At 53.0% G+C, this 23,938-nt stretch carries 18 protein-coding genes and 1 pseudogene; 9 read left to right on the top strand and 10 right to left on the bottom strand.

Annotation, left to right across the window (positions count from 1 at the left end; genetic code table 11):
* The first annotated feature begins 8 nt into the window (after positions 1-8).
* A complete protein-coding gene (locus JMI88_RS19255) occupies positions 9-881 on the top strand; it encodes an alpha/beta hydrolase (protein WP_201363558.1) in 873 nt (290 codons plus the stop codon).
* Here the strand turns inward: JMI88_RS19255 and JMI88_RS19250 are convergent.
* A complete protein-coding gene (locus JMI88_RS19250) occupies positions 826-1,680 on the bottom strand; it encodes a VCBS repeat-containing protein (RefSeq protein ID WP_201363557.1) in 855 nt (284 codons plus the stop codon). The two genes, JMI88_RS19255 and JMI88_RS19250, sit on opposite strands and share 56 nt — an antisense overlap.
* A gap of 545 nt (positions 1,681-2,225) precedes the next feature.
* Here JMI88_RS19250 and JMI88_RS19245 point away from each other — a divergent pair.
* The gene (locus JMI88_RS19245; protein ID WP_201363556.1) at positions 2,226-2,918 is read left to right on the top strand and encodes a hypothetical protein; all 693 of its coding nucleotides are present in this window, start codon (positions 2,226-2,228) and stop codon (positions 2,916-2,918) included.
* Between the two features lie 141 nt (positions 2,919-3,059).
* Here JMI88_RS19245 and JMI88_RS19240 read toward each other — a convergent pair whose 3' ends face one another.
* The 6 genes from JMI88_RS19240 to JMI88_RS19215 all read right to left on the bottom strand — a co-directional run bounded on the left by JMI88_RS19240 (position 3,060) and on the right by JMI88_RS19215 (position 8,235).
* Positions 3,060-3,686, bottom strand: a complete 627-nt coding sequence (locus JMI88_RS19240; RefSeq protein WP_201363555.1) for a hypothetical protein — start codon at positions 3,684-3,686, stop codon at positions 3,060-3,062.
* A 338-nt stretch (positions 3,687-4,024) separates the two neighbouring features.
* Positions 4,025-4,351 carry a hypothetical protein gene (locus tag JMI88_RS19235; RefSeq protein WP_201363554.1) on the bottom strand — a complete coding sequence of 109 codons (327 nt, stop codon included), beginning with the start codon at positions 4,349-4,351 and terminating at the stop codon, positions 4,025-4,027.
* 650 nt (positions 4,352-5,001) lie between these two features.
* On the bottom strand, positions 5,002-5,958 hold the full coding sequence (locus JMI88_RS19230) for an RluA family pseudouridine synthase (RefSeq protein WP_201363553.1): 957 nt from the start codon (positions 5,956-5,958) through the stop codon (positions 5,002-5,004).
* Entirely contained in the window at positions 5,948-6,565 is a 618-nt protein-coding gene (lspA, locus tag JMI88_RS19225; RefSeq protein ID WP_201363552.1) for a signal peptidase II, read from the bottom strand. Before lspA ends, JMI88_RS19230 begins: the two co-directional genes overlap by 11 nt.
* Before the next feature lie 214 nt (positions 6,566-6,779).
* Complete coding sequence (locus tag JMI88_RS19220; RefSeq protein ID WP_201363551.1) at positions 6,780-7,304, bottom strand: hypothetical protein; 525 nt, start codon at positions 7,302-7,304, stop codon at positions 6,780-6,782.
* A 256-nt stretch (positions 7,305-7,560) separates the two neighbouring features.
* On the bottom strand, positions 7,561-8,235 hold the full coding sequence (locus tag JMI88_RS19215) for a TetR/AcrR family transcriptional regulator (protein ID WP_201363550.1): 675 nt from the start codon (positions 8,233-8,235) through the stop codon (positions 7,561-7,563).
* Positions 8,236-8,449: 214 nt separating this feature from the next.
* Here JMI88_RS19215 and JMI88_RS19210 point away from each other — a divergent pair, with 214 nt between their 5' ends.
* Both JMI88_RS19210 and JMI88_RS19205 read left to right on the top strand, forming a co-directional pair.
* The gene (locus JMI88_RS19210; protein ID WP_201363549.1) at positions 8,450-9,679 is read left to right on the top strand and encodes a cytochrome P450 family protein; all 1,230 of its coding nucleotides are present in this window, start codon (positions 8,450-8,452) and stop codon (positions 9,677-9,679) included.
* 236 nt (positions 9,680-9,915) lie between these two features.
* On the top strand, positions 9,916-10,992 hold the full coding sequence (locus JMI88_RS19205; protein WP_201363548.1) for a Gfo/Idh/MocA family protein: 1,077 nt from the start codon (positions 9,916-9,918) through the stop codon (positions 10,990-10,992).
* Positions 10,993-11,157: 165 nt separating this feature from the next.
* On the opposite strand, the gene JMI88_RS19200 is transcribed toward JMI88_RS19205, so the two are convergent.
* Positions 11,158-12,393 (bottom strand): leucine-rich repeat domain-containing protein, encoded by a 1,236-nt coding sequence (locus JMI88_RS19200; protein ID WP_201363547.1) that lies wholly within the window; start codon positions 12,391-12,393, stop codon positions 11,158-11,160.
* Positions 12,394-13,244: 851 nt separating this feature from the next.
* On the opposite strand from JMI88_RS19200, the gene JMI88_RS19195 reads away from it, so the two are divergent.
* Positions 13,245-15,494, top strand: coding sequence for a DUF7779 domain-containing protein (locus JMI88_RS19195; protein ID WP_201363546.1), 2,250 nt, complete (start codon positions 13,245-13,247; stop codon positions 15,492-15,494).
* A 31-nt stretch (positions 15,495-15,525) separates the two neighbouring features.
* On the opposite strand, the gene JMI88_RS19190 is transcribed toward JMI88_RS19195, so the two are convergent.
* Together JMI88_RS19190 and JMI88_RS19185 are read right to left on the bottom strand one after the other, a co-directional pair.
* Positions 15,526-17,535: a hypothetical protein gene (locus JMI88_RS19190; RefSeq protein WP_201363545.1), complete on the bottom strand. Its 2,010-nt coding sequence runs from the start codon at positions 17,533-17,535 to the stop codon at positions 15,526-15,528.
* A 246-nt stretch (positions 17,536-17,781) separates the two neighbouring features.
* Positions 17,782-18,198 carry a TraR/DksA family transcriptional regulator gene (locus JMI88_RS19185; RefSeq protein ID WP_201363544.1) on the bottom strand — a complete coding sequence of 139 codons (417 nt, stop codon included), beginning with the start codon at positions 18,196-18,198 and terminating at the stop codon, positions 17,782-17,784.
* A gap of 387 nt (positions 18,199-18,585) precedes the next feature.
* Between JMI88_RS19185 and JMI88_RS19180 the strand changes: the two genes are divergently transcribed.
* The 4 genes and pseudogenes from JMI88_RS19180 to JMI88_RS19165 all read left to right on the top strand — a co-directional run bounded on the left by JMI88_RS19180 (position 18,586) and on the right by JMI88_RS19165 (position 23,901).
* Positions 18,586-19,836, top strand: coding sequence for an MFS transporter (locus JMI88_RS19180; protein ID WP_201363543.1), 1,251 nt, complete (start codon positions 18,586-18,588; stop codon positions 19,834-19,836).
* Between the two features lie 277 nt (positions 19,837-20,113).
* A complete protein-coding gene (gene glgB, locus JMI88_RS19175; RefSeq protein ID WP_201363542.1) occupies positions 20,114-22,168 on the top strand; it encodes a 1,4-alpha-glucan branching protein GlgB in 2,055 nt (684 codons plus the stop codon).
* 228 nt (positions 22,169-22,396) lie between these two features.
* Positions 22,397-23,098, top strand: a pseudogene (locus JMI88_RS19170) (nucleoside phosphorylase-I family protein); the annotation flags it as partial.
* Positions 23,099-23,484: 386 nt separating this feature from the next.
* Entirely contained in the window at positions 23,485-23,901 is a 417-nt protein-coding gene (locus tag JMI88_RS19165; RefSeq protein WP_201363541.1) for a hypothetical protein, read from the top strand.
* Positions 23,902-23,938 lie beyond the last annotated feature (37 nt).

The following is a 23,938-nucleotide window of genomic DNA, read 5'->3' as shown; positions in this document are numbered from 1 at the left end:
CTCGGGCAATGCGGCAGCAGAATGTACCTTTTTTGCTTGGTCCAGAAGATGCGTCCAGCGCTTGTTTACTTATTCACGGCTTCAGTGGTTCGCCGAAAGAGATGCTGGGGTTGGGTGAGGCGCTGGCTGCCCAGGGTATTCGTGTCTATGGGGTGGCCCTGGCGGGACACAGTGGCGATCCGGATGAACTGTTGCGCTATGGGCGTAAGCATTGGATCGCTTCAGCCAAGGCAGGACTGGAACAGCTAGCGCGCTATCCACAGGTCTTTGTGATCGGCTTTTCTATGGGTGGCGTTCTGGCTTTGCTATTGGGCATTAAGCATCCTAAACGTATCGCAGGCGTGGTGACGCTCTCAACTCCAACGAACTTCTACGATAACTGGCCGGCACGCGTGGTCCCCCTCTTACGCTATTTTATGAAATGGTATTATCCGCTCGCTCGCCTCAATTTTAATGATCCTAAAGTACAGGCTGAGACACTCCAGCAGGCCCGCTTGCGCGATCCAGAGGCGCAGATTGATTTTTCCGATTATCATACGGTCCAGGCCATTAAACAGATGGTGCGCCTGCCCATCCCTGCTCTGGCCGAGCTGTTTACGCTGACCGCTTATTGTCGCCGTCGCCTGCATAAGCTGCGCACCCCTCTCCTGATTATCCAGAGCCACAACGATCATACCGTCAAGCCACGCAACGCCGATGAGTTGTATCGCCGGACACGGGCGGCCGCGCCCAAATTGCTGCGCTGGCTACATAAGTCGGATCACATGATCGTGGTTGGACCTGAACGGGACGAGGTCTTTGCTCAGATCAGCCGTTTTGTACAGACTACAAACCCAGATGCTGTAGCGTCTGCTCGATCTCATCCTGCTCAGCCGGAGTAGAGAGACGAAAGCTCTTCCCATCATTGATGTAGACAAGATGCTGGCCTTGATAGAGAACGATCATGTCTGGCTTGCGGTCATTGTTGACATCGACAAACTTGAGCTCGACCGGTACCAGTTCATCATTAGCGTGATAGAGTTCGGGCCCGATGAAGATTTTGGCCTGGCCAGGATCACCGCCGGCGAACTCGATGATCTCGATACGCCGATGCAGGTTGATGGCGATAAAATGGCTGGGCTGACCGCTCTGTTCGTTGTGGCCCACCTGGGCATCGGTCTGAAAGGTTCGTGGTCGTCCGTAGTGCAGGTCGTCCATCCAAGTCGAAAACCAGCCGGCCGCTGTGCTCAGTAGCATCCATAGCACGAGGGTAGCAGTCATGCCGATTAACAGATAAAACCAGAAAGGGCGTGGGGACTCTGTATGCACCTTTATAAGTTTTCGCGGCTTCTGGTGCGCTGGCCGACGTAAGGTCCCCTGTACTCGCGTCACGCGCGTCGGCGACAATTCCATATACAGCATCTGCCGCGTCGCCGTATTCTTTCCGTTGTGTCCCTGACCAGCCGTTGTCTCTTGCATATGCCGACCCTCCCGCGGCAACTCATCGGGCGCCGCCTCCCTCTCCTGCTGCACTGCAACACCACCCTCTCCACTCGGACGCGAGGCACGTGGAACAGGAGTTGGAATACCAGCCAGGGAATCAGGTAACTTCTTTCGTGACTTAGCAGTCCCATCCTCTATCGGACGATGGCGTAAGATACTTTTTGGGGCAATCTTATCAGTAGATTCCAGAGTCGGCATCGTGCGTGCTCCTCTCGATCTTGAACGATACTCTTCGCGTTTGTTCTCTCAAAAACGCCACTTCAATTCACCTACTCCTCGCTACCGCTAAAATAGAACAAACGATCAAATCAGAACCTTTGTTCTATTTTAGCCGAACAAAATACCCCTGTCAATCTATTTGGACCAAAAGGAGAAAAAAGCCCATACACACCAGGGCCTGCACGCAGCACACAGGTAATGGAGTATAAATCACAACACAACCACAATCCATCATCAAAAGATACACATATTTTAACTGCAATTACGGCACACTGCAAGAAATATCACCCATATGTCTTATCCGATCCTCGGCCTGCACAGCCTGTAATGGAGCGTGGAGATGATAATGACATTTGTCATAAGCACTACATGATGATTTGCACTGGGAAATAGAACTGCCTCCTGCTACACTTATAAATGTCGAAGAGAAACGCAACGCGAATTGGGCGCGTCGTTACATACAAGATGTGAGTGCTTCACAAGCAAAATTATCAGGCTCACATTTGCAAAGGAGTTTCGCGATCATGTCTACAAGATTATTCCGTATCCTGGTGGCTCTGTGCGGCCTGCTCGGTGTTATAGCGCTCATGGTTTCTTTCTCCATCAATCCAGCTCCACCGGCAGGTGCCAGCATACGACAGATCGTGGTATGGGGACGGGCACACGAGAACTTGATTCTGGCCGGTTCATGGCTGCAAGGCTTCGGTTCGCTGCTCGAAATGATTTTTATTATAGCGCTCGTTCATCTGGCGAATGCCACCCAGCGACTGCGGGGATTAATTACGATCGCCGCAGCCATCATTATTGCCAGTGTTAGCCTGGTCGAGGTCTCCTTCTATATCAGCGCCATCGAGGGCGGCGTGGGTGGCGACCTGGAAGCGTTGGCGGTAAGCCTCAACCTGATCAAGGCCATCCAGCACGCGTATGTGATTGCGCCAGCTCCGGCACTCCTGTTGAGCCTGGGACTGGTCATGTATATCTCACGCCGGTTCTCGCACGTCTTCAGCTACCTGGCGCTGCTGCTTGGTGTCACCATGAGCATCCTGGGCCTAATCGGCACCTTCATTCCGCTCCAGACGGTGATTGACTCCGTGCTCAGCGCCCAGGAGGTCTGGTTCGCGGCTGTGGCTGTGGCGCTCATCGTCGGTGCTCGCAAAACATCAACCACCCAACCATCCAGGGAGCAGTCACAGCTAACCGCGCAAGTCCTGTCTTAATCCAAAACAGCATCGTTGGCTTCCCATCCTGAACATGCATGCCAGTATCTCACGTAGATACTGGCATGCATGTTCGATCTGATGCTGGTTCAGTTTCTATCAGATCCCTTGCTTGAGCATCAGGACAAGCGGTTAGATTGTTCAGGCCTGAATCGTGCCGGGGTGGGCCTTGCCCGGCGTATCCTTCTGGATGCGGTCGGTGCGCGCACCTTCTGTCAGCTCCAGCAGGCAGTTCGCCAACAGGAGTTTACGCACCATCTGCTGGCTGGTAGAAAAATCGGGTGCGGTCGTCGCAACCGGCGTATGGGTGTGGTATAGCTCAATAGCGCTCTGTATAGCTTCTGGCAGGCCAACAAAATCATGCTGCGCATCCGACCAGTGGATGGCATAAGGGGCCTGCAGCCCGAGCGTGTGCAGCAGGACGAAAGAGTTCTGCCTCCAATCGACGCCGTGTAACAATACAGGCACCAGCACTATATCTCCGTCTTCGTGACGCTCTAGTATCTGTTCCATTTCCAGCCCATCACTGAACTCGCTGGCAAAAAAATGCTGGCTGATCAGCACACAGACCAGCGCATCATCTCCTGCATAACTTCCTTCTCCGTGACTATCCGCAGGGCTGACAGAGATATCGCAGCACTCCCAGCCGGCGATCAGACCCTGCTGCGCCAACTCTTTGAGATGCACTTTAAATACATTCAGCCAGAAGATATCTTCGGTCACATACAGTACGCGGATTTTAATATTCTGATCCCTGGTTTCTAACATAATACGCTCCTACTTTGCGACAAGCCCCATCTACATCTGCTAAACCAGCTATTAACCATATATCATCCATTGAAAGCTTCATTAAAAGTATATGGAAATATATTCAGCAACAGCTTATTTTTTATCATATTTCAGCCCGGGTGACAAGGACATGCTGCGTCCGATTCTGTTCCGCGGCAAAAAATATATGGAAACACCGCCATAGCTTAGAAAAGAAAAGTCAGTTCCTCGATGTCAGACCTGGCGGTGTGAATACCTTCCAGAAACTAACTGACGAGGAGCTGACCTTCTTTAGTGAGAAATCCTGATAAGGAGTAATCTGATAGGTGCGCTAGCGGTTAAGGCGATACTGGCTGCTGCGTGTAGCTCTGACGATAACGGCGGGCTGCGCGGCGGCCTAGGCGGCGGGCTGCGCGGCGGCGATGGCGCCGGATCACTCCACCAGGCACAGTGGGGGGCGCGGGCGCTTGCCCGTACATACCAGGAGGAGCCCCACCCAGGTCCATATCATCCAATTCGTACGCGTCCGCAGCATAGCCAGCACCAGCAACGACATTAGCCAGGTCTTCATCAGCTAATTCTACTATAGCTACACTATAGTCAGGCGACGTAGCTGCGAATGTTTCCCTGGCATGCTCACAAGGAACTGTTTTCTTCATCAGCATGAGGATAAACCTAACCTTTCGGCAAAAGGTCAACATAAACTTATACGCGCTACATGGCTTGAAAACTACCGACACGATAGTAGTACCCTAAAAACGATTGCTAGTCAAGCCCCTGAAGTCATTGTTTAGGAAATGCATTGTTTTTTTGTTGTAATTATTATAAAATCGACTTGATTTATACTCTCTTATCAGTCGAATATACTCTCTGAGCCCGCAGTCGCTGCGAGCAGATCCAGGCACCATTTTTTTAAGGCCGGGCATAGTGGTTGATGTAATAACCAGGGCATAATTATTGCACAAGCCTGCGCCAGACCTCTGTTCCTTGTCGTTGCGGTCACTCCTGTAACATTTTTCCGAATCGATTGGCGGGTTTCTCCCAGTTTTCAAGCGTCTTGAGCAGTTGCATTATTTCCCACATTCCTGGCTACCAAGCTGATAGTTATCGGTGGGCGCGCTCCTTGCGGGCGCTTTTATCCTTCCCACTCGAAGAATGAACAAAAACCATAATATGCATCGCATCAAACCGCCCTAAATCGTTCTCTTGTTGCTTTTTCGAGCGTAAAGGAAGAAAGCGCCCGCAAGGAGCGCATCTACGAATCGCATCTATTATCGCTTTTGCGTGATGGAACGGGACGACGGTGGGCCTGAGGCTAGAGAAACTCTGGCTGGTCCAGGATGTCCTGCAGGTCTGGTGGCAAGGGGGCTTCCAGTTCGATGGTGGCTCCTGTGGTGGGATGGTTGAAACGCAGTTGATAGGCGTGCAGGAACTGGCGCTGTAAGGTGATGCCGTATCTGATCCGGCCGGTGCCGTAGGTTGGATCGCCAACTACTGGATGGCCGATCGCTTTCAGGTGGACGCGAATCTGGTGGGTGCGCCCGGTCTCTAGCTGCAGCAAGACCAGGGTGTGATGCTGGAAGCGTTCCTGCACCTTGAAATGCGTGACGGCCTCTTTGCTATCGATGGAGGTAATCGTCATTTGCTGACGGTGGCGTGGATCGCGCCCGATCGGTGCGTCGATGCTGCCACGATCCAATGATACGACGCCCTCGACCAGGGCCAGGTAACGCTTCTCGATCTGGTGTGCCTTCATCTGCTCGATCAGGGCCCCCTGCGTCTGCAGATTCCGGGCGACGAGCAGGAGCCCCGAAGTGTCGCGGTCCAGGCGATGCACGATGCCCGGCCGCAGATCCTCTTGCTGTTTTTTTAGCTCTGGATAACGGGCCAGCAGGGCGTTGACTAGCGTGTCCTCATAGTGGCCGGGAGCTGGATGAACGACCATACCAGCCACTTTATTGATCACAATTAAATCAGCGTCTTCATACACGATGTCCAGCGGGATGGTCTGCGCCACCACGTTTTTGACGGCTGAGGAAGGAACCAGGGTCAGGACCTGTATCCGGTCATTGCGGCGCAAAGCATAGCCTGGCTTGGTAGCTGGTTTGCCATTAATGAGGATGGCCCCATCGGTCACCAGTTGCTGGATCGAGGCGCGTGACAGCTTGTCGATCTGCGATGTTAAGAAACGGTCCAGGCGTGTGCCCACTTGCTCTTCTGCGATCGTCCAGGTTGTTTGTGGTGTTGTCGGTGTAGTGTTTTTATCCATCATTCTCCGTTGTGTGCAGTGTGGTGTTTTTAACTGCCGCCTTTTCTTCTGCCGCAGGCTTATCTGTTACGTCTGCGTTGCTTTTGTCGTCGTCCTCTTCCTTGCGGTGCCTGAGTCCCCCAAATAGCACCATGATGAACAGGAGGGCGACACCAACTGAGATGCAGGCATCGGCGACGTTAAAGATAGCGAAATAGTAGTTGATCTCAGGTATGCGAAACGAGACAAAGTCGACGACATAACCACTATGCACCAGGCGATCGATCAGGTTGCCAAAGGCGCCTCCCAGGATCAAACCAAAAACGAGTTTATAGGCCAGTGAACCCGTGTTGAGCATGCGCGAGTAGAGGTAGCCGACAACCAGAATGGCGACCGCGATCAAGATGGCCAGCACAATTGAGCCATTGCCGCCGGACAACATGCCAAAGGCGGCACCTGAATTATGGATATAGTCGAAAACCAGGTTGTGTCCAAAGATTGGAAACGGTATTTCGCTTCCAACGGTCATATTGCGGACAACCAGTGCTTTGCTCCATTGGTCAAGCACAATGGCGATGATCGCCGTACAGAGAGCCAGAATATCATACAGACGGGCACGTTTAAGCGGCACGATTTCCTTTTCCTTCTTTCCATGCAATTGCTTGGCTGCGGTCGATCACTTTACCATGGCTACAACCGTGCCAGCCAGACAATCGCGCGCACACAATTATAGGGCGCATGATTAAAGCCATTGGGCATGCCTATTGTATCACACCAGCACCAATGACCTCTACCTGCGTGTATCCTCTTGTGTCTCTCCGTGCCTGCTCCTCGTGCTGAGGCTTCTACAATCCCCGACGGCCGGATCTGGATTGGGCGATCTTCCCGTTGAGCGTGATGCGCTGGGATGATGGCAGTTGCTGGACTGAATAATGCAGTAAAATGGTTTGCGCCAGGCGCGCAATCCTCTCTTCATCCTCTACGTCAAGCGGGGCCAGGGCCAGTTCGATATCTCCCAACACCAGGCCGATGCGCAAACTGGCTGGCGCCTGCAGGGCTTTTTTCCCTGCCATCCAGAAGATGCGTACAATGGGACTGACCGCTTGCAGTAGCAATCTCATCCCTTCTCCGATGTCTGTCGCCTCACCCGGGCTGCTCTCAAGTGGCACAACCCCCGATGCCACCAGATAAAACATGCTGATCCCTCCAGGCTTGCCCTTATAGACTGATGCGACTGCATAACCATCCTGCCGTAAAGCGCTGATCAACTCACGTCCAACTTCATGGATCACTGCCACATCAGCATCATGCTCATTTTCAGGAGCGATCTCGATATTACACATCAGCCTTGCTGGTGGCTGCGTCCCCATAAGATCTTTCCTTCCAGCTTTACGCTATCTCTAAAAAACTCTACCCACATCACTGATCATCGGCCAGCAATTGGTTTCCTATCCTTCAGGTATAATTTTCCCTTTGCAGGTCCCCCATTATAGATGCCTTTTATTAGGACGAATGACAGAATGTTCATCTCAAAGCATACATCATGAAAATTTATTAATAAAGATGCGATTCAAATTCATACGCTTTTCCCTTCCCCACCCGAAAAAACAACAAGAAAGCGTATCTTCATTCCCAGGTGGTCGCTTCTTTGAGGATCGCGAATACCAGGTGGAAACTGTAGGTAGCAATCTGGCTGGCAGGATATGGTCTGCCTTGCTCAAGCCACCAGGTGATGACATCAACTATCTGCGCGCTGATGAGGGCAGGCATCAAACCCTTCGCCAGCATATGCTGGTCGGTTACTCGCGCTCCCTGGATGTGCACGATAAAATCGTGCAGGCGCTCGCTGGCCCGTTCGGTCAGATATTCGCGCATCTTGATGGCAAACCAGGAGCTACCCTTCTTTCCCAGCAGGACGCGGTAGAGTCGCTCATATTCCTCAAAATGCTCGAACAGCTTCACCCATGGCTCTGGTGTATATTCCTCCATTGTCTCAACCAGCTTGAATAACTCGGCCCATGACTTCGGTTTGTGGTCCCCATCGATGCTGGCGAAAATACCGCGGCGCAGAGGATCGATGTCGCGTGTCAGGGCCTCGATGGCATCCTCAAAGATCTTCTCTACCAGGTCGTATTTGTCCTGATAGTAGCGGTAGAAGGCGGCCCGACTCACCATGGCGCGCTGGGCAATCTCACCCACGGTGAGGGAATCGAAACCGCGCTCCTCGATCAGCTCAATCAGCGCCTCGCGGAGCAGCTTACGGGTACGCCTGACGCGCAAGTCGTCGGAGTTTTGAGACATTTTTCGCTCCCTGTCACATATGTGACATTTCTTTCTGATTGCACCTTGTTGCCAGCTGTTCGACAGACTACACTTCGAATGAGACAGATTGTTACGTATTGCTTATCATGTATTACATAAGCACTACTGTCAAATGTCATCTTACAGAGAGGCGTAACCATTTTGATATTCTCTTTTCGGTAAACTCCGCACGATCGATGAAAGGAATTTAGATATGACCGGACATATCACCATGGATGATTTGCTTGCTCAGGAAACCAAGCGCAATCCGCAAGCGTTCTATGCACATTTACGTGAACAGGCTCCGCTCACCTACGCCGCCGGACTGCTCGGTACAAGGGGTGCCTGGATTACGACCAGCTATGATGATGCAATTGCCATTCTGAAGGACCCGCGTTTTACCAAGGATGTGCAAAAGGTTTTACAGTCGGGCAATGGACAAATCACTGATGGCGCGAGTGAATCCATCGCTAAATTAGTTACCTGGCGGCGCGATATGCTTACGGTGGACCCGCCCGACCATACGCGCCTGCGTGGCCTGGTGTCGAAGGTTTTCACGCCACGCATGATCGAGCAGTTACACCCACGCATCCAGCAAATTACCGACGAGCTGTTGGATGCCGTTCAGGAGCGTGGTGAGATGGATCTCATTGTTGATTTTGCCTTTCCGCTCCCCATTACCGTCATCTGTGAAATGCTGGGCATTCCCTCACAGGATCGGCCACAGTTCCGCGTCTGGACGCAGGCACTACTGAATTTTTCAGAGGGCAATCAAAGAGGGGAGGCGACGGTGGCGGCGATGGAGGCGTTTATCCACTATATCAAGACGCTGGTGGCAGTCAAGCGCGCACAGCCCGGCAATGATCTGATCAGCGAGCTGGTTCAGGTCGAGGAGAGCGGCGACACGCTCAGCGAGAACGAACTCCTTTCGACGATCTTTTTACTGATCGTGGCCGGACATGAGACGACAGTCAATCTGATCGGCAACGGTACGCTGGCGCTCTTGCAGCATCCCGAACAGATGCGTCTACTCCAACAGGATGCCTCTCTTATCCCTTCGGCAGTCGAGGAATTGTTGCGCTACACGGCTCCGGTGACGCTGGCCTCGCCGCGCTGGGCGCTCGAAGACATCCCCCTGCATGACCAGGTCATCCACAAAGGCGAGATGGTGCTGCTCTCCCTGGTAGCGGCCAACATCGATCCGCAACATTTCAACAACCCGGAAGAATTGGAGGTTACACGCCAGGTAAACAAACATCTCGCCTTTGGCAAGGGCATTCATGTCTGTCTGGGAGCACCGCTGGCGCGCCTGGAGGGCCAGATTGCCTTTGCCACCCTGCTGCGGCGTCTGCCTGGCCTGCGCCTGGTGGGTGATCCCGCACAATTGCACTGGAATCGCACTCCTATATTGCGCGGCCTCACAAGCCTGCCCGTGGCTTTCTAAGGTCCCCAAAAACGACTCGTAATCACCCGTTTGCTTGCATCTCGTTGTGTATCCCATAGGAAATTCAAACAAGAAAGCCAGCACGAGCGCCCACAATACAGCATAAACCCTATCAAAAATACGAGGAAATACTACTCTGCCGACGAAATTATGTTACTATTAATTCGAAGAGTAAAATTCTCGCTATGCTGTTTTGTACCAGAATCAGAGTAGATAAAGGATGAAGGAAGAGAACAATGACTCGTTTACGTGTTGGCTTTATCGGTACCGGTAGGCGTAAGGAGCGCCGGGACGCATTTGGCTTTGCTATGGCCTATGATCATGCTGCTGGCTACCTGGCTCTGCCAGAACAATGCGAACTGGTCGCTTGCGCCGACCTGGTCCAGGACTATGCTGCCGCCTTCGCGATCACGAATGGCATTCCATCTGAGGGTATTTACACAGACTATAAGAAGATGCTGGCCGAGGAGGGGCTGGATGTGGTGAGCATCTGTACCTGGCCCCACCTGCATGCTCAGATGGTGCTGGATTGCGCGGTGGCTGGCGTGAAGGCAATCCATTGCGAGAAGCCGATGAGCGATAACTGGGGCATGGCCCGCTTGATGGAACAGGAGTGTTCGCGCCACGGGGTACGCCTGACCTTTAATCACCAGCGCCGCTTTGGCTTGCCGTTCCGCAAGGCCAACGAGCTTTTGCAAGGAGGCTCCATCGGTGAGCTGCAGCGCATTGAGATTTCATGCGGCAATATCTATGATTGGGGCACTCACTACCTGGATATGGCCGGCCTCTATTGTGGCGAGCAGGCCGCCGAATGGGTAATGGGCCAGATCGATTATCGCGCGGAGTCCCGCGTCTTTGGCGCCCACGTCGAGAACCAGGCTATCGCTACCTGGCGTTATCGCAATGGCGTCTTCGGCCTCATCAGCACTGGACCCGGCGCAGCTTTGGTCGGGGCCGACATTCGCCTGCTTGGCACTGGCGGCAGCATCGAGATCGGCAAATGGGAGGAAAATCGCTACCTGCGCGTCTCCAGCCAGGGCCGCCACGACTGGGAATATATAGATACCGGAGCCGATAACCTGCACGGTCCACATTATGTGGAGCGCGCCATCGCCAATATTGTGGAGGCCATCGTCACCGATCAAACATCGGAGCTGTGCGCACGCAACGCCTTGAATGCCACCGAAATCATCTTTGGCATCTATGAAAGCAGCCGCCGCCGTGGTCGCGTCGACCTACCGCTCACCATCTCGGACCATCCCATGTACGCCATGATCGAGAGCGGCGACATCCGCCCCACACCAACCGCCTGACCCTTTTGAATATATCCCGTAGGTGCGCCCCTTGCGAGCGCTTGCTTGCTTCGCACTCGAAAAGCGTTTTTATTGTTTGATTTTCGAGATTGAAGGGTAAAAGCGCCCACAAGGGGCGCACCTACGGGTTTCTTCTTTCTTGTTGCTGTCTCTTATCACCTTCGCTTATTTGAGGACCACACAACCACGCCGCTGCAGGCGTGATAACCAATCTGGTTCAGCCACTAGCTTGAGCCAGCGCAGGTCTAATTTTTCTAGCTTTGGCAGTCTTTCTAGCTGTGGCGGCAGGGCAACCAGGCGGTTGGCCCGGAGATCCAGCTGGACCAGGTTCTCTAGCTGACCAATGGGGGCTGGCAGTTCCTGCAACTGATTATTTCTGAGGTCCATAATGCGCAAACGTGCCAGCCCTCCCAGGGATTCGGGCAGGGTGGCCAGGCGATTGTTCATGACGTGTAATTCCTGCAGCTGGCTGAGTTTTCCAAGGGAGGTCGGAAGCGTCTTTAACTGGTTGTTGTAGATGCGGAGCTCGCGCAGGCTGGCCAGCTTGCCAATGGTGTCGGGCAGTTCCTGCAGCTGGTTATCGGTCAGGTTGAGGTAGGTAAGCTTGTCCAGGCGCTCAAACAAGGCTGGCTTCAGCGTTGTCAGGCGATTATTGCTGAGGTACAGGTACGCTTCCAGGTTTGTGAGCTGGCCCAGGGAATCAGGAAGCTCGTTCAGTGCGTTATGGGCCAGATCCAGGGTGTGCAGCTGGCTGAGCTGACCAATGCCTTCAGATAGAGCGGACAGCTGGTTTTCGGCTACGTTTAATACCTGCAGCCGTCTTAGTTGCCAGAGTGCCTCTGGCAGCGTTGTCAGCTGGTTCTTACCCACACTGAGATTCTTGAGCTGCGCCAGTTGACCGATCTCCGACGGTAGTTCCTGTAGCTGATTGCCATAGAGCTGCAATGTCTCCAGCGCAGGCAACCGACAAAGCCGGGTCGGGAATCGACTCAGGCGATTGCCATCCGCATGTAGTGCCGTCAGGCGCTCTAGCTTGCCCAGACTCTCCGGCAAAGTCGTGAGGCGGTTATGATCAACTATCAGCGTGTGCAGGTGCCGCAGCTGGCCCAGCGATGCTGGCAACGCCTCTAGCCTGTTGCCACGCACATCCAGGTAGCGCAACTCCTGCAAGTCTCCCACATTTTCTGGGAGAGCCTCCAATCCACAATAGCGTACGACCAGGCCAACGACCCTGTCGCCAGCGATCTCTACACCACATTGTTCGCCGCCACCTTCTCCCTCGGCCCACCCTGACAAGCCATAATACTCATTGAGCCAGCCGCTCCGCTGAAGCATCTCCTCCACCTGCCTGATTACTTCCCGCTCGCCGCCATCTAACCGACGCACTTTTTCGTTCGACATTGCGTTATCTTATTCCTCTCACACATACTTAACCATAATAAACACCGCACCCCGTTAGGGTGTACCTGAAGCCTATCACCATGGGAAGCAAAGCGCCTCCGTACGAGCAGGCGCATGCGCGCCTGAGCCCTTTTTATGTGATGGTGGAAAAAGTGCGCCAGGCGCACTTTTTCCACCATCACATAAAACCTTTTGAGCGCCGCAGGCGCGTAGCGTCGTAGGTGCTGGGCTTGCCCCAGCTTGAGGCGCGAACAGCAATGCATTCAGATATGCTCTTAGAAAAATCTCACGTGGGCAAACAGCTGATGCTTGATGATCAGATATATCAGCAAGAAGATCAGACCAGCGATTAACAGCAAGACAATGGAGAGCTTATTTAGATAGTCTAATCTACTTTTATAATGGATATATTGATCCTGCAGCGTATAGCGATGCGAGACCATCCTGAGCAGGACCATCACGCTTATCAATAGGCATATGCAAAATAATAGCATATATGGAACCAGGCAGTTCATCATCCCTCACATGGCATGCTTAAAGCTGGCTAGCAGCGTTTTGGGAATTTATTCAGGGTCAGATTTGTTTAAGACCAGTTCACTGTTTACTAAACATTGAACGACCATTAAAAATTATACATTACCTGCCATGAAATACAAGATATCTGGCTGGTATTTCTTCACACATTAAAAAATCTGTAGCAACAATCGGACGGCCTGCCTGGTTCGGTCAGGAGAGCTGACCGCAGGCTGGGGCAGCCACTTTCATTGTATTCTTGAGCATGATCGCATATACTATATATTGTTTATTATTGTTTACTATCTTTCACGAAGCAGCACTCGACAGGAACAACAATGGCGCGTAAGGATAAACAAGTTGCAGATGCACATCTGGAGAGTCTTCCACTCTCGATGCGTTTGCGCCTGGCTCGTCAACAAAAAAATATTTCGTTGACCGAAATGGCTGCTCGTCTGGCGTATTCCAAGGGTTACCTGTCTGGCATTGAGAATGGGAATATCCGCATTACCGAGGACATGATTCGGCGCTATGCGGAGATACTATTAGCCAGCCAGGAGGAGCTGGAGGAATTGCTGCGGCTGTTCCATGGCTCCGACAGCAAACGGCAGACATTATCCTGGTTTATGCCCTATCAGCGCAATATTTTTTTTACTGGTCGCGACGCTCTTTTGCAGGAGGTTCATGCGCGCCTGCAAACCAGTGGTCCTGGATCGCGCTTGCTGGCTATTACTGGCCTGGGCGGTATCGGCAAGACTCAGATCGCGATTGAGTACGCCTTCCGCCATCGCCAGGACTATCAGGCGGTGCTCTGGCTGAATGCCGATTCACCCGAGACGCTGCTGGAAAGTTGCGTGGAGCTAGCCGGCTATCTGGACTTGCCCGAGAAAGGTGCCAGGGATCGTCAGGCGACGGTCGGGGCGCTGCGCCACTGGTTCAAGGTGCATCCACGCTGCTTGCTGATCCTCGACAATGTCGATAATCCGGCTGACCTGCAGGCTTTTCTACTGCCACCAGACAATTGCTATACCCTGATCACGACGCGGCGACAGGTGATTGGCCCGATTGGACAGTCGTTTGAGCTGTTAGAGATGTCGCCTGATGAGAGTGTCCAGCTCCTGCTGCGGCGGGCGCAGATGATTTCACCTGCGACTGCTTTGGAACAGATACCGGACGTGATGCTGACGCTGGCCTATGAGATCGCGAAGGAGCTGGATTACCTGCCGCTGGCCCTGAATCAAGCCGCTTCGTATCTGGAGGAGACTGGCTGTGGCCTGGCCAGCTACCTGAAGCTATTCCAGGAGCACCGGGCGGATGTGCTACAAGAGTTCGATTCGGTAGCTAGCAATTATCAATTCTCGGTGGCGACCACCTGGAAACTCTCTTTTGATCGTATCCAGCAGACACAGCCAACATCCTCGCAGATCCTCTATTTATGCGCCTTCCTCAATCCAGATCGCATCTATGAGGAGTTTGTGCAACAGAGCATCGCGTATTTTAACCCCGAGCTGGCGCCCCTTGAGGAGAATCCACTTTTGCTGCATCGGGCCATCGGCGAGCTGCGCAAGTATTCGCTAATCCGCACGCAGCCTGATAGTGGGGCCCTCTCGATCCATCGCCTGGTTCAGGCCGTGATCCAGGATTCAATGGATGAAGAGACGCAGCGTATGTATGCGCAACGCACGGTTAGCGCGGTAAACCATGCCTTTCCGCTGGTGACCGTTGCCCACTGGCATGAGACCTGGTCTCAGTGCCAGCGCTATTATTCGCAGGTTGAAGCCTGCGTCAAGCTCATGGATCGTTATCAGTTGACTGGCGATGAGGTGTCACAGCTCTTGAGCAAGGCCGGTCACTATCTAAGGGAGCGCACCCAGTATCAGCTGGCGCAACAAATGTATCAGCGGGCACTCCAGATCGATCGCCAGCTATATGGGGACGAACATCTCGGCGTCGCCACCGACCTGGGCAACCTGGCCGTAATCTATGAAGACCAGCATCAATTCGAACGCGCTGAAAAGCTCTATCGCCAGGCTATCTCCCTGCAGGAGAGGATTAGTGAATCTGCCAATGCTGATGTCTCGCTGCTAAAGCGTTATGTCAACTTACTACAAAAGACCGAGCGCCAGCATGAGGCGGGTCAGTGGTTTCAGCGCATTGGTACGCACGATACGGAACATGCCCTGACGCGCGAGGTCATCAATGATAATGACCCACGTATCCTCTATAATGAGGAGGGGCACTGGACCTCGCGCCAGCATGCCGGCGATTTTAATAATGATGCGCATTTCACCGAGACACCCGGGGCCTCGTTCCAGTGCCAGTTTACCGGCGTGGGCATCGAGATCATTTCTGATACGACGGTCTATACAGGCGCGATCGAGATCTATATCGACGATACCCACATTCAGACCACCAATACCGCCCGCTTCTCGGTTGAGAAATATACCCAGACCATCGTGTTCAGCCACACCAACCTGGCACCAGGACCCCATACGCTCAAGGTCATCGTTGTCAAAGGTTCTTTTATCCTCGATGCCCTGGCCGTCTTTTCCTTCAATGGCACAAACCTGGAGGCACATAGCGCCTGAACTTCTTCTACGTTATAATTGGCTACAGTCATCAAGGTAGGGGTGTGAAGGTGAAGTTTGAAAAGATGGTGGTTGCAGCCGCCCCCTTGCTGCCGGGCAGCGTATTGAGCTCGATATGATCGGTCGTGTTCAGAAACACATCATGGACAGAGGCGACTGGTACGCTATCAATCTGTAAGCTCTGGTTGTCCACGTTGCTTTCAGCCTCAAGAGTATAGCTGTCACGCGGGGCTACGCGGCCGGCGGCCAGTTGATAGCCGGCACCATTATTATCGTAGCGCACTATTTTCCAGTTACCGTCATTGCGTATCAGAAACGTATAGCTGGCTCCCTGTGTATTTATGCGCGTGCTCAATCCGGCCCAGTTGTCGTTGGATCTTTTCAAGTCTACATCAACCTTGACGCAATAATTGCCGTACACGAACCCATCCAGGCCATAGAATGGGATGCGCCCCATGTTCTTGATATGCGCTTTCTGCTCTACGCTAAGTCCCTGCGCCAGGCAGTGGGTAGTTATATACCCCTCGATCTCGCTGGTCGGTTGCCATTGTCCCTGGCCGTGGTCACAGGCAAAGCCGGGCACCAGAGCGCTGTAGGACTGCCGCCTCAGTTGATTGGCTGCGGCATTGGCCTGCGCGTAAGCGGTACTGCGAACCTCGGCATCATTTTTTGGCAAGCTATCTGGCAGGGGCGTATAGGTGAAATGGGAAAAGAGGGCGCTGGGCGGCTCCTTAGCGCCAGCATCGCTCAGTCCAAAGGAGATACCGTAACTATCTGGGTAGGTGGTGTCGATAATCGTGGCTACAGTATGCTGGTTGATAGTAAAGGTCATCGCCGGCCCATTGACGTCGGCCGCCAGTATGTAGTTCTGAGCGGCCGGGACAAAGCCACGGGCGTAGCGTACATCGATAGCGTTGGTTGTATTATTATAGCGCACGATCTCCCAGGCACCATTGATGCCAACCTGCAATACGTCGTTGCCGTAGCCAAGCTCGGTGCCACTCATGTCCGAGCCGCTCTGGTCGCGCACACCCAGTTTAAAGACGGCGGCCTTGCTGGTATTGACCACGCTGGCCATAATCTGGGTACTGTAGTGATGTGGTAGGGGCAGGCCCCGACTGGTAAAGATCATGGAGGCAAAGGCCGCATAATGACTGGTATGGGTGAGTAGTACACCATCTTGCTGACATGTGGTGACAATTGAGTTATCCAGGATCAACTGAGGCGTCGGCGTGCTCTGGCGAGGAGTCGCCGTGACCGGATCACTAGCGGTCGGCGTAGCTATCCCTTTGTAATAATCAGGCACTTCCCAGTCGGCGCCACCCGTGTCACATTCCTGGCCCGGCACAATCGTTGAGTAGACGTGATTGCGCCAGGTCGAGGTGGTAGCCATGGGCGTGGTAGCCTCGGTGTTTGTGGTGACTGAAAGCTGGAAAAAATAGTAGGTCAGGAAACTGATGCAGAGGATAAAGGCCAGCGGCCAGCAGAGTTGAATATAATGGGCCAGATTGCTGCCGGGCCTTTTTTTGTGCGCGGGGGCACTGCTCACTATTTCGGGCTCGCGTAACCAGGCAGCACTGGCAGACTCCTCGAGCTCACGCAGCCAGGGATTGCTACCGGCGCGTTCTTGCATAAGCACATTGACCTCTTGTTCCGACACCGTTTGCAAGTGATGGCGAATCAGGGTCACCAGGGCTTTCGCCGTTTCGGCCAGCATCTCTTCAGCTAGATAAAATGGCTCGGTTGCCCAGGCGGCCCGGGGCAGGCTCATTGGCTCTTCCAGCACAGGAATCATAAAGCGTGGATTCCTGCGCATGGCGGTCATGACCGAGGGGACACTACGCCACCTGTCGGGATGCAATACGACCACACAGACCGCCACGTCATCTGCTTGAGATGCTAAACCGATAGTCGCCGCAATAATTACTGTTAAACCCAGAGCACGCATGGCTTTGACAAGCTCGATCGCCTGCATGTCGTCTGGAGCTACCGCCACCAGCACCCTGCGCCTCAGGAACGAGGGCTGCATCTCATACCCCATCAATTTACTTCCCTACATGCTAAAATATTTACGGATCGATAAGTATTCATTGTAGATGACATGTTGGGGCACGTCAAGATGATTTTGGAGTATATCGAGGTTTCTTAATATTAGGTACATTGTCTACACTGCAAAAAAATACTCCTATTCATGCTCAAAGGAGTAATTATATGGGTGCGCATGAATAGGAGCATCGCTATGTATCTTTACATATTTTGGGGGAAGGAGCCCAATGGAAAATAGCTCCTAGTAGAAATGGGTGCCTTCAGTAGGCTCGTTGCTATGAATAGCATCTTCGCTGGTCAGTATTTGATCGTGTTTTTCTTCGTCTGCAATACAACGCAGAGCCCAGGGCATGGCCTCCAGGCGCTTCGGCGGTATCTCTTTGCCACAATCAATACAGCGTCCATAGGTGCCATCTTCGATGCGCTTGAGGGCGGCATTCACATCATCCAGCTCACGCTGCAAGGTGAAGCGAATACCTTGTTCTTGCTGCGCCTCCTGCGTATCGGTGGCCTCGTCTTCCTTATCCTGGTACTCGATCGTGGCGGGATCGCCATCGCCCTGTGGTGGTGGTCCGGCGGTTGGGTCCTTGAGATTCTCCTCTAGCTCATGGCGTCGCTCCTCCAAACGTTTCTTCATCTTTGCTATATCTATAGCCATGGCATTACATCTTCCTTTCTTCATCTATCTTGTGACGCTTCCCGTTAATATAGCCCAATCAACTGGCTCTCTTCACCGGGGTGCGCGACTGAAGCGAGCGTATATAAAAACCTGTATCGCTTTCCTTATACATACACGTAGCTCGTAGGCAATTGGTCTCATGTGTAGCTACTCAGCGACCTCGACTCTTATGGCACTCGCCTCGCTTAACCCACCATCGGTTATTTGCTAATTTTCGCCATTTCCATAGTTTAAATCACCATTATGTTGACAAAATACGCCAATATATTGTAAAATTTTGACATTGTTCGGCAATAAAAATCAATAGACTAAAACAAATCACCATTTGAAGACAAAATATTTGCAGTTAAAAGGAGTTATAGCATAATGTTTTCTGTCTTACGCAACCGCAATTTTGCCTTGCTCTGGATCGGTCAGTTGATCTCAATCATTGGAGATTGGCTGCTGGTACTGGCTCTGCCTTTCTACATTTTTGACCTCACAAATTCAACCCTGGCCACAGGTGGAATGTTTATCGCGACTTCGGTGCCGCGCCTGCTGCTTGGTTCGCTGGGCGGCGTTTTCGCTGATCGCTGGGATCGCAGGACCATGATGATCGTCACAGACCTGCTGCGCGCCGCTATTCTGCTCCTTTTGCTGCTTGTCCACTCGGTCTCCTGGCTCTGGCTGATCTACACCGTGGCCCTGCTGGAGTCGGCGATCTCGCAATTCTTTGCGCCCGCCAAAGGTGCTCTGGTCCCACAAATCGTTGCGTCCGAGGAACTGGTAACTGCCAATTCGCTGGATTCATTCAGCGAGGCGGTGACGCGCTTGCTGGGTCCAACCCTCGGTGGCGCGCTCTATGCTCTCTTTGGAATTATCAGCATCGTGACGATTGATAGCTCTTCCTACCTGATCTCTGCCCTGTTGATTTTCCTGATCGCGTTCCGTCCTCTGACCGCGCAGCAGTCTGCACCGGCTGTAGAGCAGTCACAGGTGACGCCAAAGACGATCTGGCTCAAACTCTGGCACGAACTCGTCGATGGACTACATCTGGTTCGCAAGGATCAATTGTTGCGCACTATCTTTGCCGGTATGGGCGTAATGATGATAGCGGAAGGCATCATCGAGGTGCTGCTGGTCGCCTTCACCAAACAGATTCTGCACGGCAATGCCAGCACTCTTGGCTGGATCATGGCGGCCCAGGGAGTGGGAGCCCTGTTAGCCTCGATCTTCAGTCAACAAGTTATACGACTCTTCCAGCCCAGGTACCTGCTCATGCTCTCCTTTGGGATTATCGGCCTGCTCTTGATTGTGGTCTTCAATGTCTCCATTTTCGCCGTGGCCCTTATTGTCATGGCCATCGCCGGAGCCCTGATCGTCTGGGCCATGGTTACCGCCCAGACCCTGATGCAGAAGGCGGTCGCTGACAGCTATCGCGGCCGTGTCTTTGGCGCCTACAGCACTGTCCTATCCCTGATGGTGTTGATCGGCATGGGCATTGCCAGTGCCTTCACCGGCCTGCTAGGAACCACCATCCTGCTCGACATTTCCGGCATCATCTTCGCCCTCAGTGCGCTCCTATTCATCAAAATGCCGGCCGCCTCCCTCACCACCCCCGAAACACCACTCGCCTAAACCCAAACAAAGCGGAAGTGCAGAGGGCGGCCAGCCCTCTGCCTGGATGCTCGGCGAGCATGCCGGGGGCATGGCGAGCATGCCGGGGGCATGATCTCCAAGCTGTGCCTCCACACCTCCCTTCTCTTCTTTTCCGCCGCCGCAGGCGACAAAAAAAGTACTTCACAAGATTCCCAAAATATAAGCAGTAGAAGAGTTATAAAACAACATTTTGTTTGCTGAATGTGCTATGCTAAAAACAAATAGGTAGAAACAGCGAAAACAAAGGAAGTTTTTTATGTCAGCACCACATCTTCCACAACAACCAGAAAGCGGTATACATAATCATACACATACACAGGCGGTCCCATCGATCTTTAGCGAGTTTGATCTCTACCTCTTTGGTCAGGGTAAGCACTTTCACCTTTATGAGAAGATGGGAGCCCATCCCCGCGTGGTGAATGGTGTTGAGGGGGTCAACTTCGCGGTCTGGGCGCCTAACGCGCGTACGATTTCGGTGATCGGGGATTTCAATGGCTGGAATCGTAGCGCCAATCTGATGGAGCTGCGCCACCAGGATCTGGGGGTCTGGGAAACGTTTATCCCCGGTCTGCAGGAGGGGGCGCTCTATAAGTACTCGATCTATTCACGCTACAATAATTATGTGGTCGATAAGATTGATCCATATGCCTTTGCGTGTGAACTGCGCCCGAATACCGCCAGCATTGTGCGGGATATCAAGCACCATGAGTGGCAGGATGCGGCCTGGCTGGAGCAGCGGGCGCAGCGTCAGGATCTGAATGCTCCGATGTCAATCTATGAGGTGCACCTGGGATCGTGGCGCCATGTGCCTGAGCGCCATGTGCCGGGCGCGGTCGAGGAAGATCGCTTTATGACCTATCGCGAGCTGGCTCCTGCGCTGACCGAATATGTGAAGGCGCATGACTTTACCCACATCGAACTGATGCCGATCACCGAATATCCTTTCGATGGCTCCTGGGGCTACCAGTGTACCGGCTACTATGCGCCGACGTCGCGCTTCGGGACGCCCGAGGACTTCCAATATTTTGTTGACTATATCCACCAGGCAGGCATCGGCATCATCCTGGACTGGGTCCCTTCGCACTTTCCCAAGGACGGCTATGCCCTGAGCTACTTCGATGGGACCCATCTGTATGAGTATCCCGATCCGCGCAAGGGTGAGCATAAGGAATGGGGCACTTATGTCTTTGATTATGGGCGCAGCGAGGTGCGCAATTTCTTGATCGCCAGCGCGCTCTTCTGGCTGCGTGAATACCATATCGATGGCCTGCGCGTGGATGCGGTGGCTTCGATGCTCTACCTGGACTACCTGCGTGAGTCGGGCGAGTGGGTTCCCAATGAGCATGGCGGTCGCGAGCACCTGGAGGCGGTGACGTTTTTGCAGCAACTTAATGAGGCGGTCTATGCCGAGGTGCCCGGCACCATCACGGTCGCTGAAGAGTCGAGCGCCTGGCCGCTGGTGACGCGCCCAACCTATGTTGGTGGCCTGGGCTTCACCCATAAGTGGAATATGGGCTGGATGCATGATATGCTCGAATATATGAAACTGGACCCCGTCCATCGCCGCTACCACCATAACAATATTACGTTCTCAATGATGTATGCCTATTCGGAAAACTATGTGCTCCCACTCTCACATGATGAGGTGGTGCATATCAAGGGGTCGATGATTCGCAAGATGCCGGGCGATCTGTGGCAGAAGTTTGCCAACCTGCGTGCCTTCTATGGCTACATGTGGGGACACCCCGGCAAGAAGCTGCTCTTTATGGGCGGCGAGTTTGGTCAGTGGAGCGAGTGGAACTATAAGGAAAGCCTCGACTGGCACCTGCTAGCCGAGCCCAGCGATCCCCACCATGCCCAGCTGCTCGACTTTGTCTCTCAGCTCAACCAGATCTACCAGCGCGAGCCCGCCCTGAGCGCCCTGGACTGCGATCCCGCTGGCTTTTCCTGGATCGATCCGCACGATAGCGATAATAGTGTGATCTCGTTCCAACGGCGCAGTAAGGATGCCGATGATACCCTGCTCTTTATCAGCAATTTCACGCCGGTGCCGCGCCATGACTACCGCCTGGGCGTGCCTGCCTCTGGTATCTACTACGAACTACTCAATAGCGACGACACCCGCTACGGTGGTAGCGGCCTGCTCAACACTGAGGATATGACGAGTGACCCCATCGCCTGGCAGTCCTGCTCACACTCGATTGTTCTGACGCTTCCTCCGTTGTCTACAGTGATCCTCAAGCGCCGAACCGATAGCGTTGGCAACGAACCCGTCACAACAAATCCCGACACACCCCAACCAACCGAATAAACGCAACAACAAAAACACCCCATACGCGCGCCCCTCCCGGGGCGCTTTTTTTACCCTTCCCACTCGTAAACGTATCAATAAAAACGATTCGTAGGTGCACCCCTTGCGGGCGCTTTTACCCTTCCCACTCGTAAATGTAACAATAAAACCCACAACTCCCCTCATAGAGATGCATATCCCAAATCGTTTGCCTCATATAGTAGAGATAGAGCGCAGGTAAATCGCGTCCTCGATTTCCAGAATACCTACTTTATTACCGCTGGCACGGCCAGCACCCCGCCACTTCCAAGCTTGTCCGGTCAAGAAGAGGGTACACTGGGCTTTACCGCCTGGGCAGACTGGATCGTTGACTGGGATCAGGGCTTCCATCAGCTACCAGGACAGGTGTCTGATCCTTTTGGCTATATCCCACCTAATACAACGTTCCCAGATAGCACATCCGTCTATCATCTCAATCCGAACCTGGTATCCCTGGCCTTTAATCTGACCGCTAACCTCACTTTGCAGGATAGTCCTGCCGCCATTTTGGAACGCCAGAAGTATCCCAGTCAGGTGGGCAAAAAGCCCTTTGTCGCTCGGTGCGATACGACCGCAGGCGATAATCTCTGGAAAGGTGACTTCTTCTCTGCCCTTGCTCAACATATTATGGACTTGTTGACTAATAACCAGGGTCACAACTGCACCTATAATCAAGAAGATACAGCTACAGCTACCTCCCTGAAGCGCTTTGGCCATCTGGATCACTACTTAGATCTACGTAGTGCTAGCGCCTTCTATCAACCCCCTCAGGGAGAGACGATCCAGGAATTCATCGACAGGCCCTTCCGCACCAATGATATCGCGACCGCCAATCTCTACATTGTTGGCTCAACCGTCGCCCACTATCTCATGAGCCTGTCAGAGCCGAAGCAGAATGAAAGAGCCGCATAGCAAGGTTTCTAGCTGCAACGAACTGTTGCACTCTGATTAAATCGCACTGGCACATTTCCTACTAATAACAAATTTGTCCTCTATTCGCGCTAGAATAGAGGACAGGTTGTATTACAGAGAACAACGTCTTGCTCTGCTGGACTTACTTTAGACACAGTAGTCTTTCGCTCCTTTTACTGCATTCTCCTTCTGTACCCATATGATATTTATTCATGATCCTTTTCTCGCGACTCTTTCTTGAATACAAATCCTTTTGTTAGGAGGTGACAGGTTATTCTCAACAAACTTCCTCCCGACACAAGGAAGGAAAATGTTCTTCTGGAAAACACCAAGAGAGAGGCTCATCGACTCGAAGAACATATTATTGGAAAGGGAGAAGGTACCAGGTGCAGTTGGTCGAACGACATCTCATTCGTCACGGTGATGCACGCTTTGCCGTCATTGATCAGGCGGCCTTTGCCGCCAAAAACCTCTATAACCAGGCCAACTACCACGTTCGACAAGCCTTCATTCACCAGGGAACCTATCTGCCCTACGCTTCCATCTTTCATCGCTTGAAACAGCATGAGGCCTATTGTGCCCTGCCTCGCAAAGTCAGTAATGCCATCCTGATTCAGCTCCACCACAATTGGGTCAGCTTTTTTGAAGGGATGGAGGCCTATCGCGCAGACCCCTCCGCCTTCACGGGACGCCCCAAGATCCCTGGCTATCAAGACAAGGCCAAGGGCCGCTTTCTGCTCATCTACGAGAAAAAAGCCCTGGGCAAGAGGGCCTTCAAGCGCACGGGCAAGCTGGTCCCATAAGGATTGCTCGATCCGGCACAGCAAATCAGCCTGGACC

It is taken from the genome of Dictyobacter formicarum, from assembly GCF_016587435.1.
This window is presented reverse-complemented; position numbering and strand designations above follow the sequence as displayed.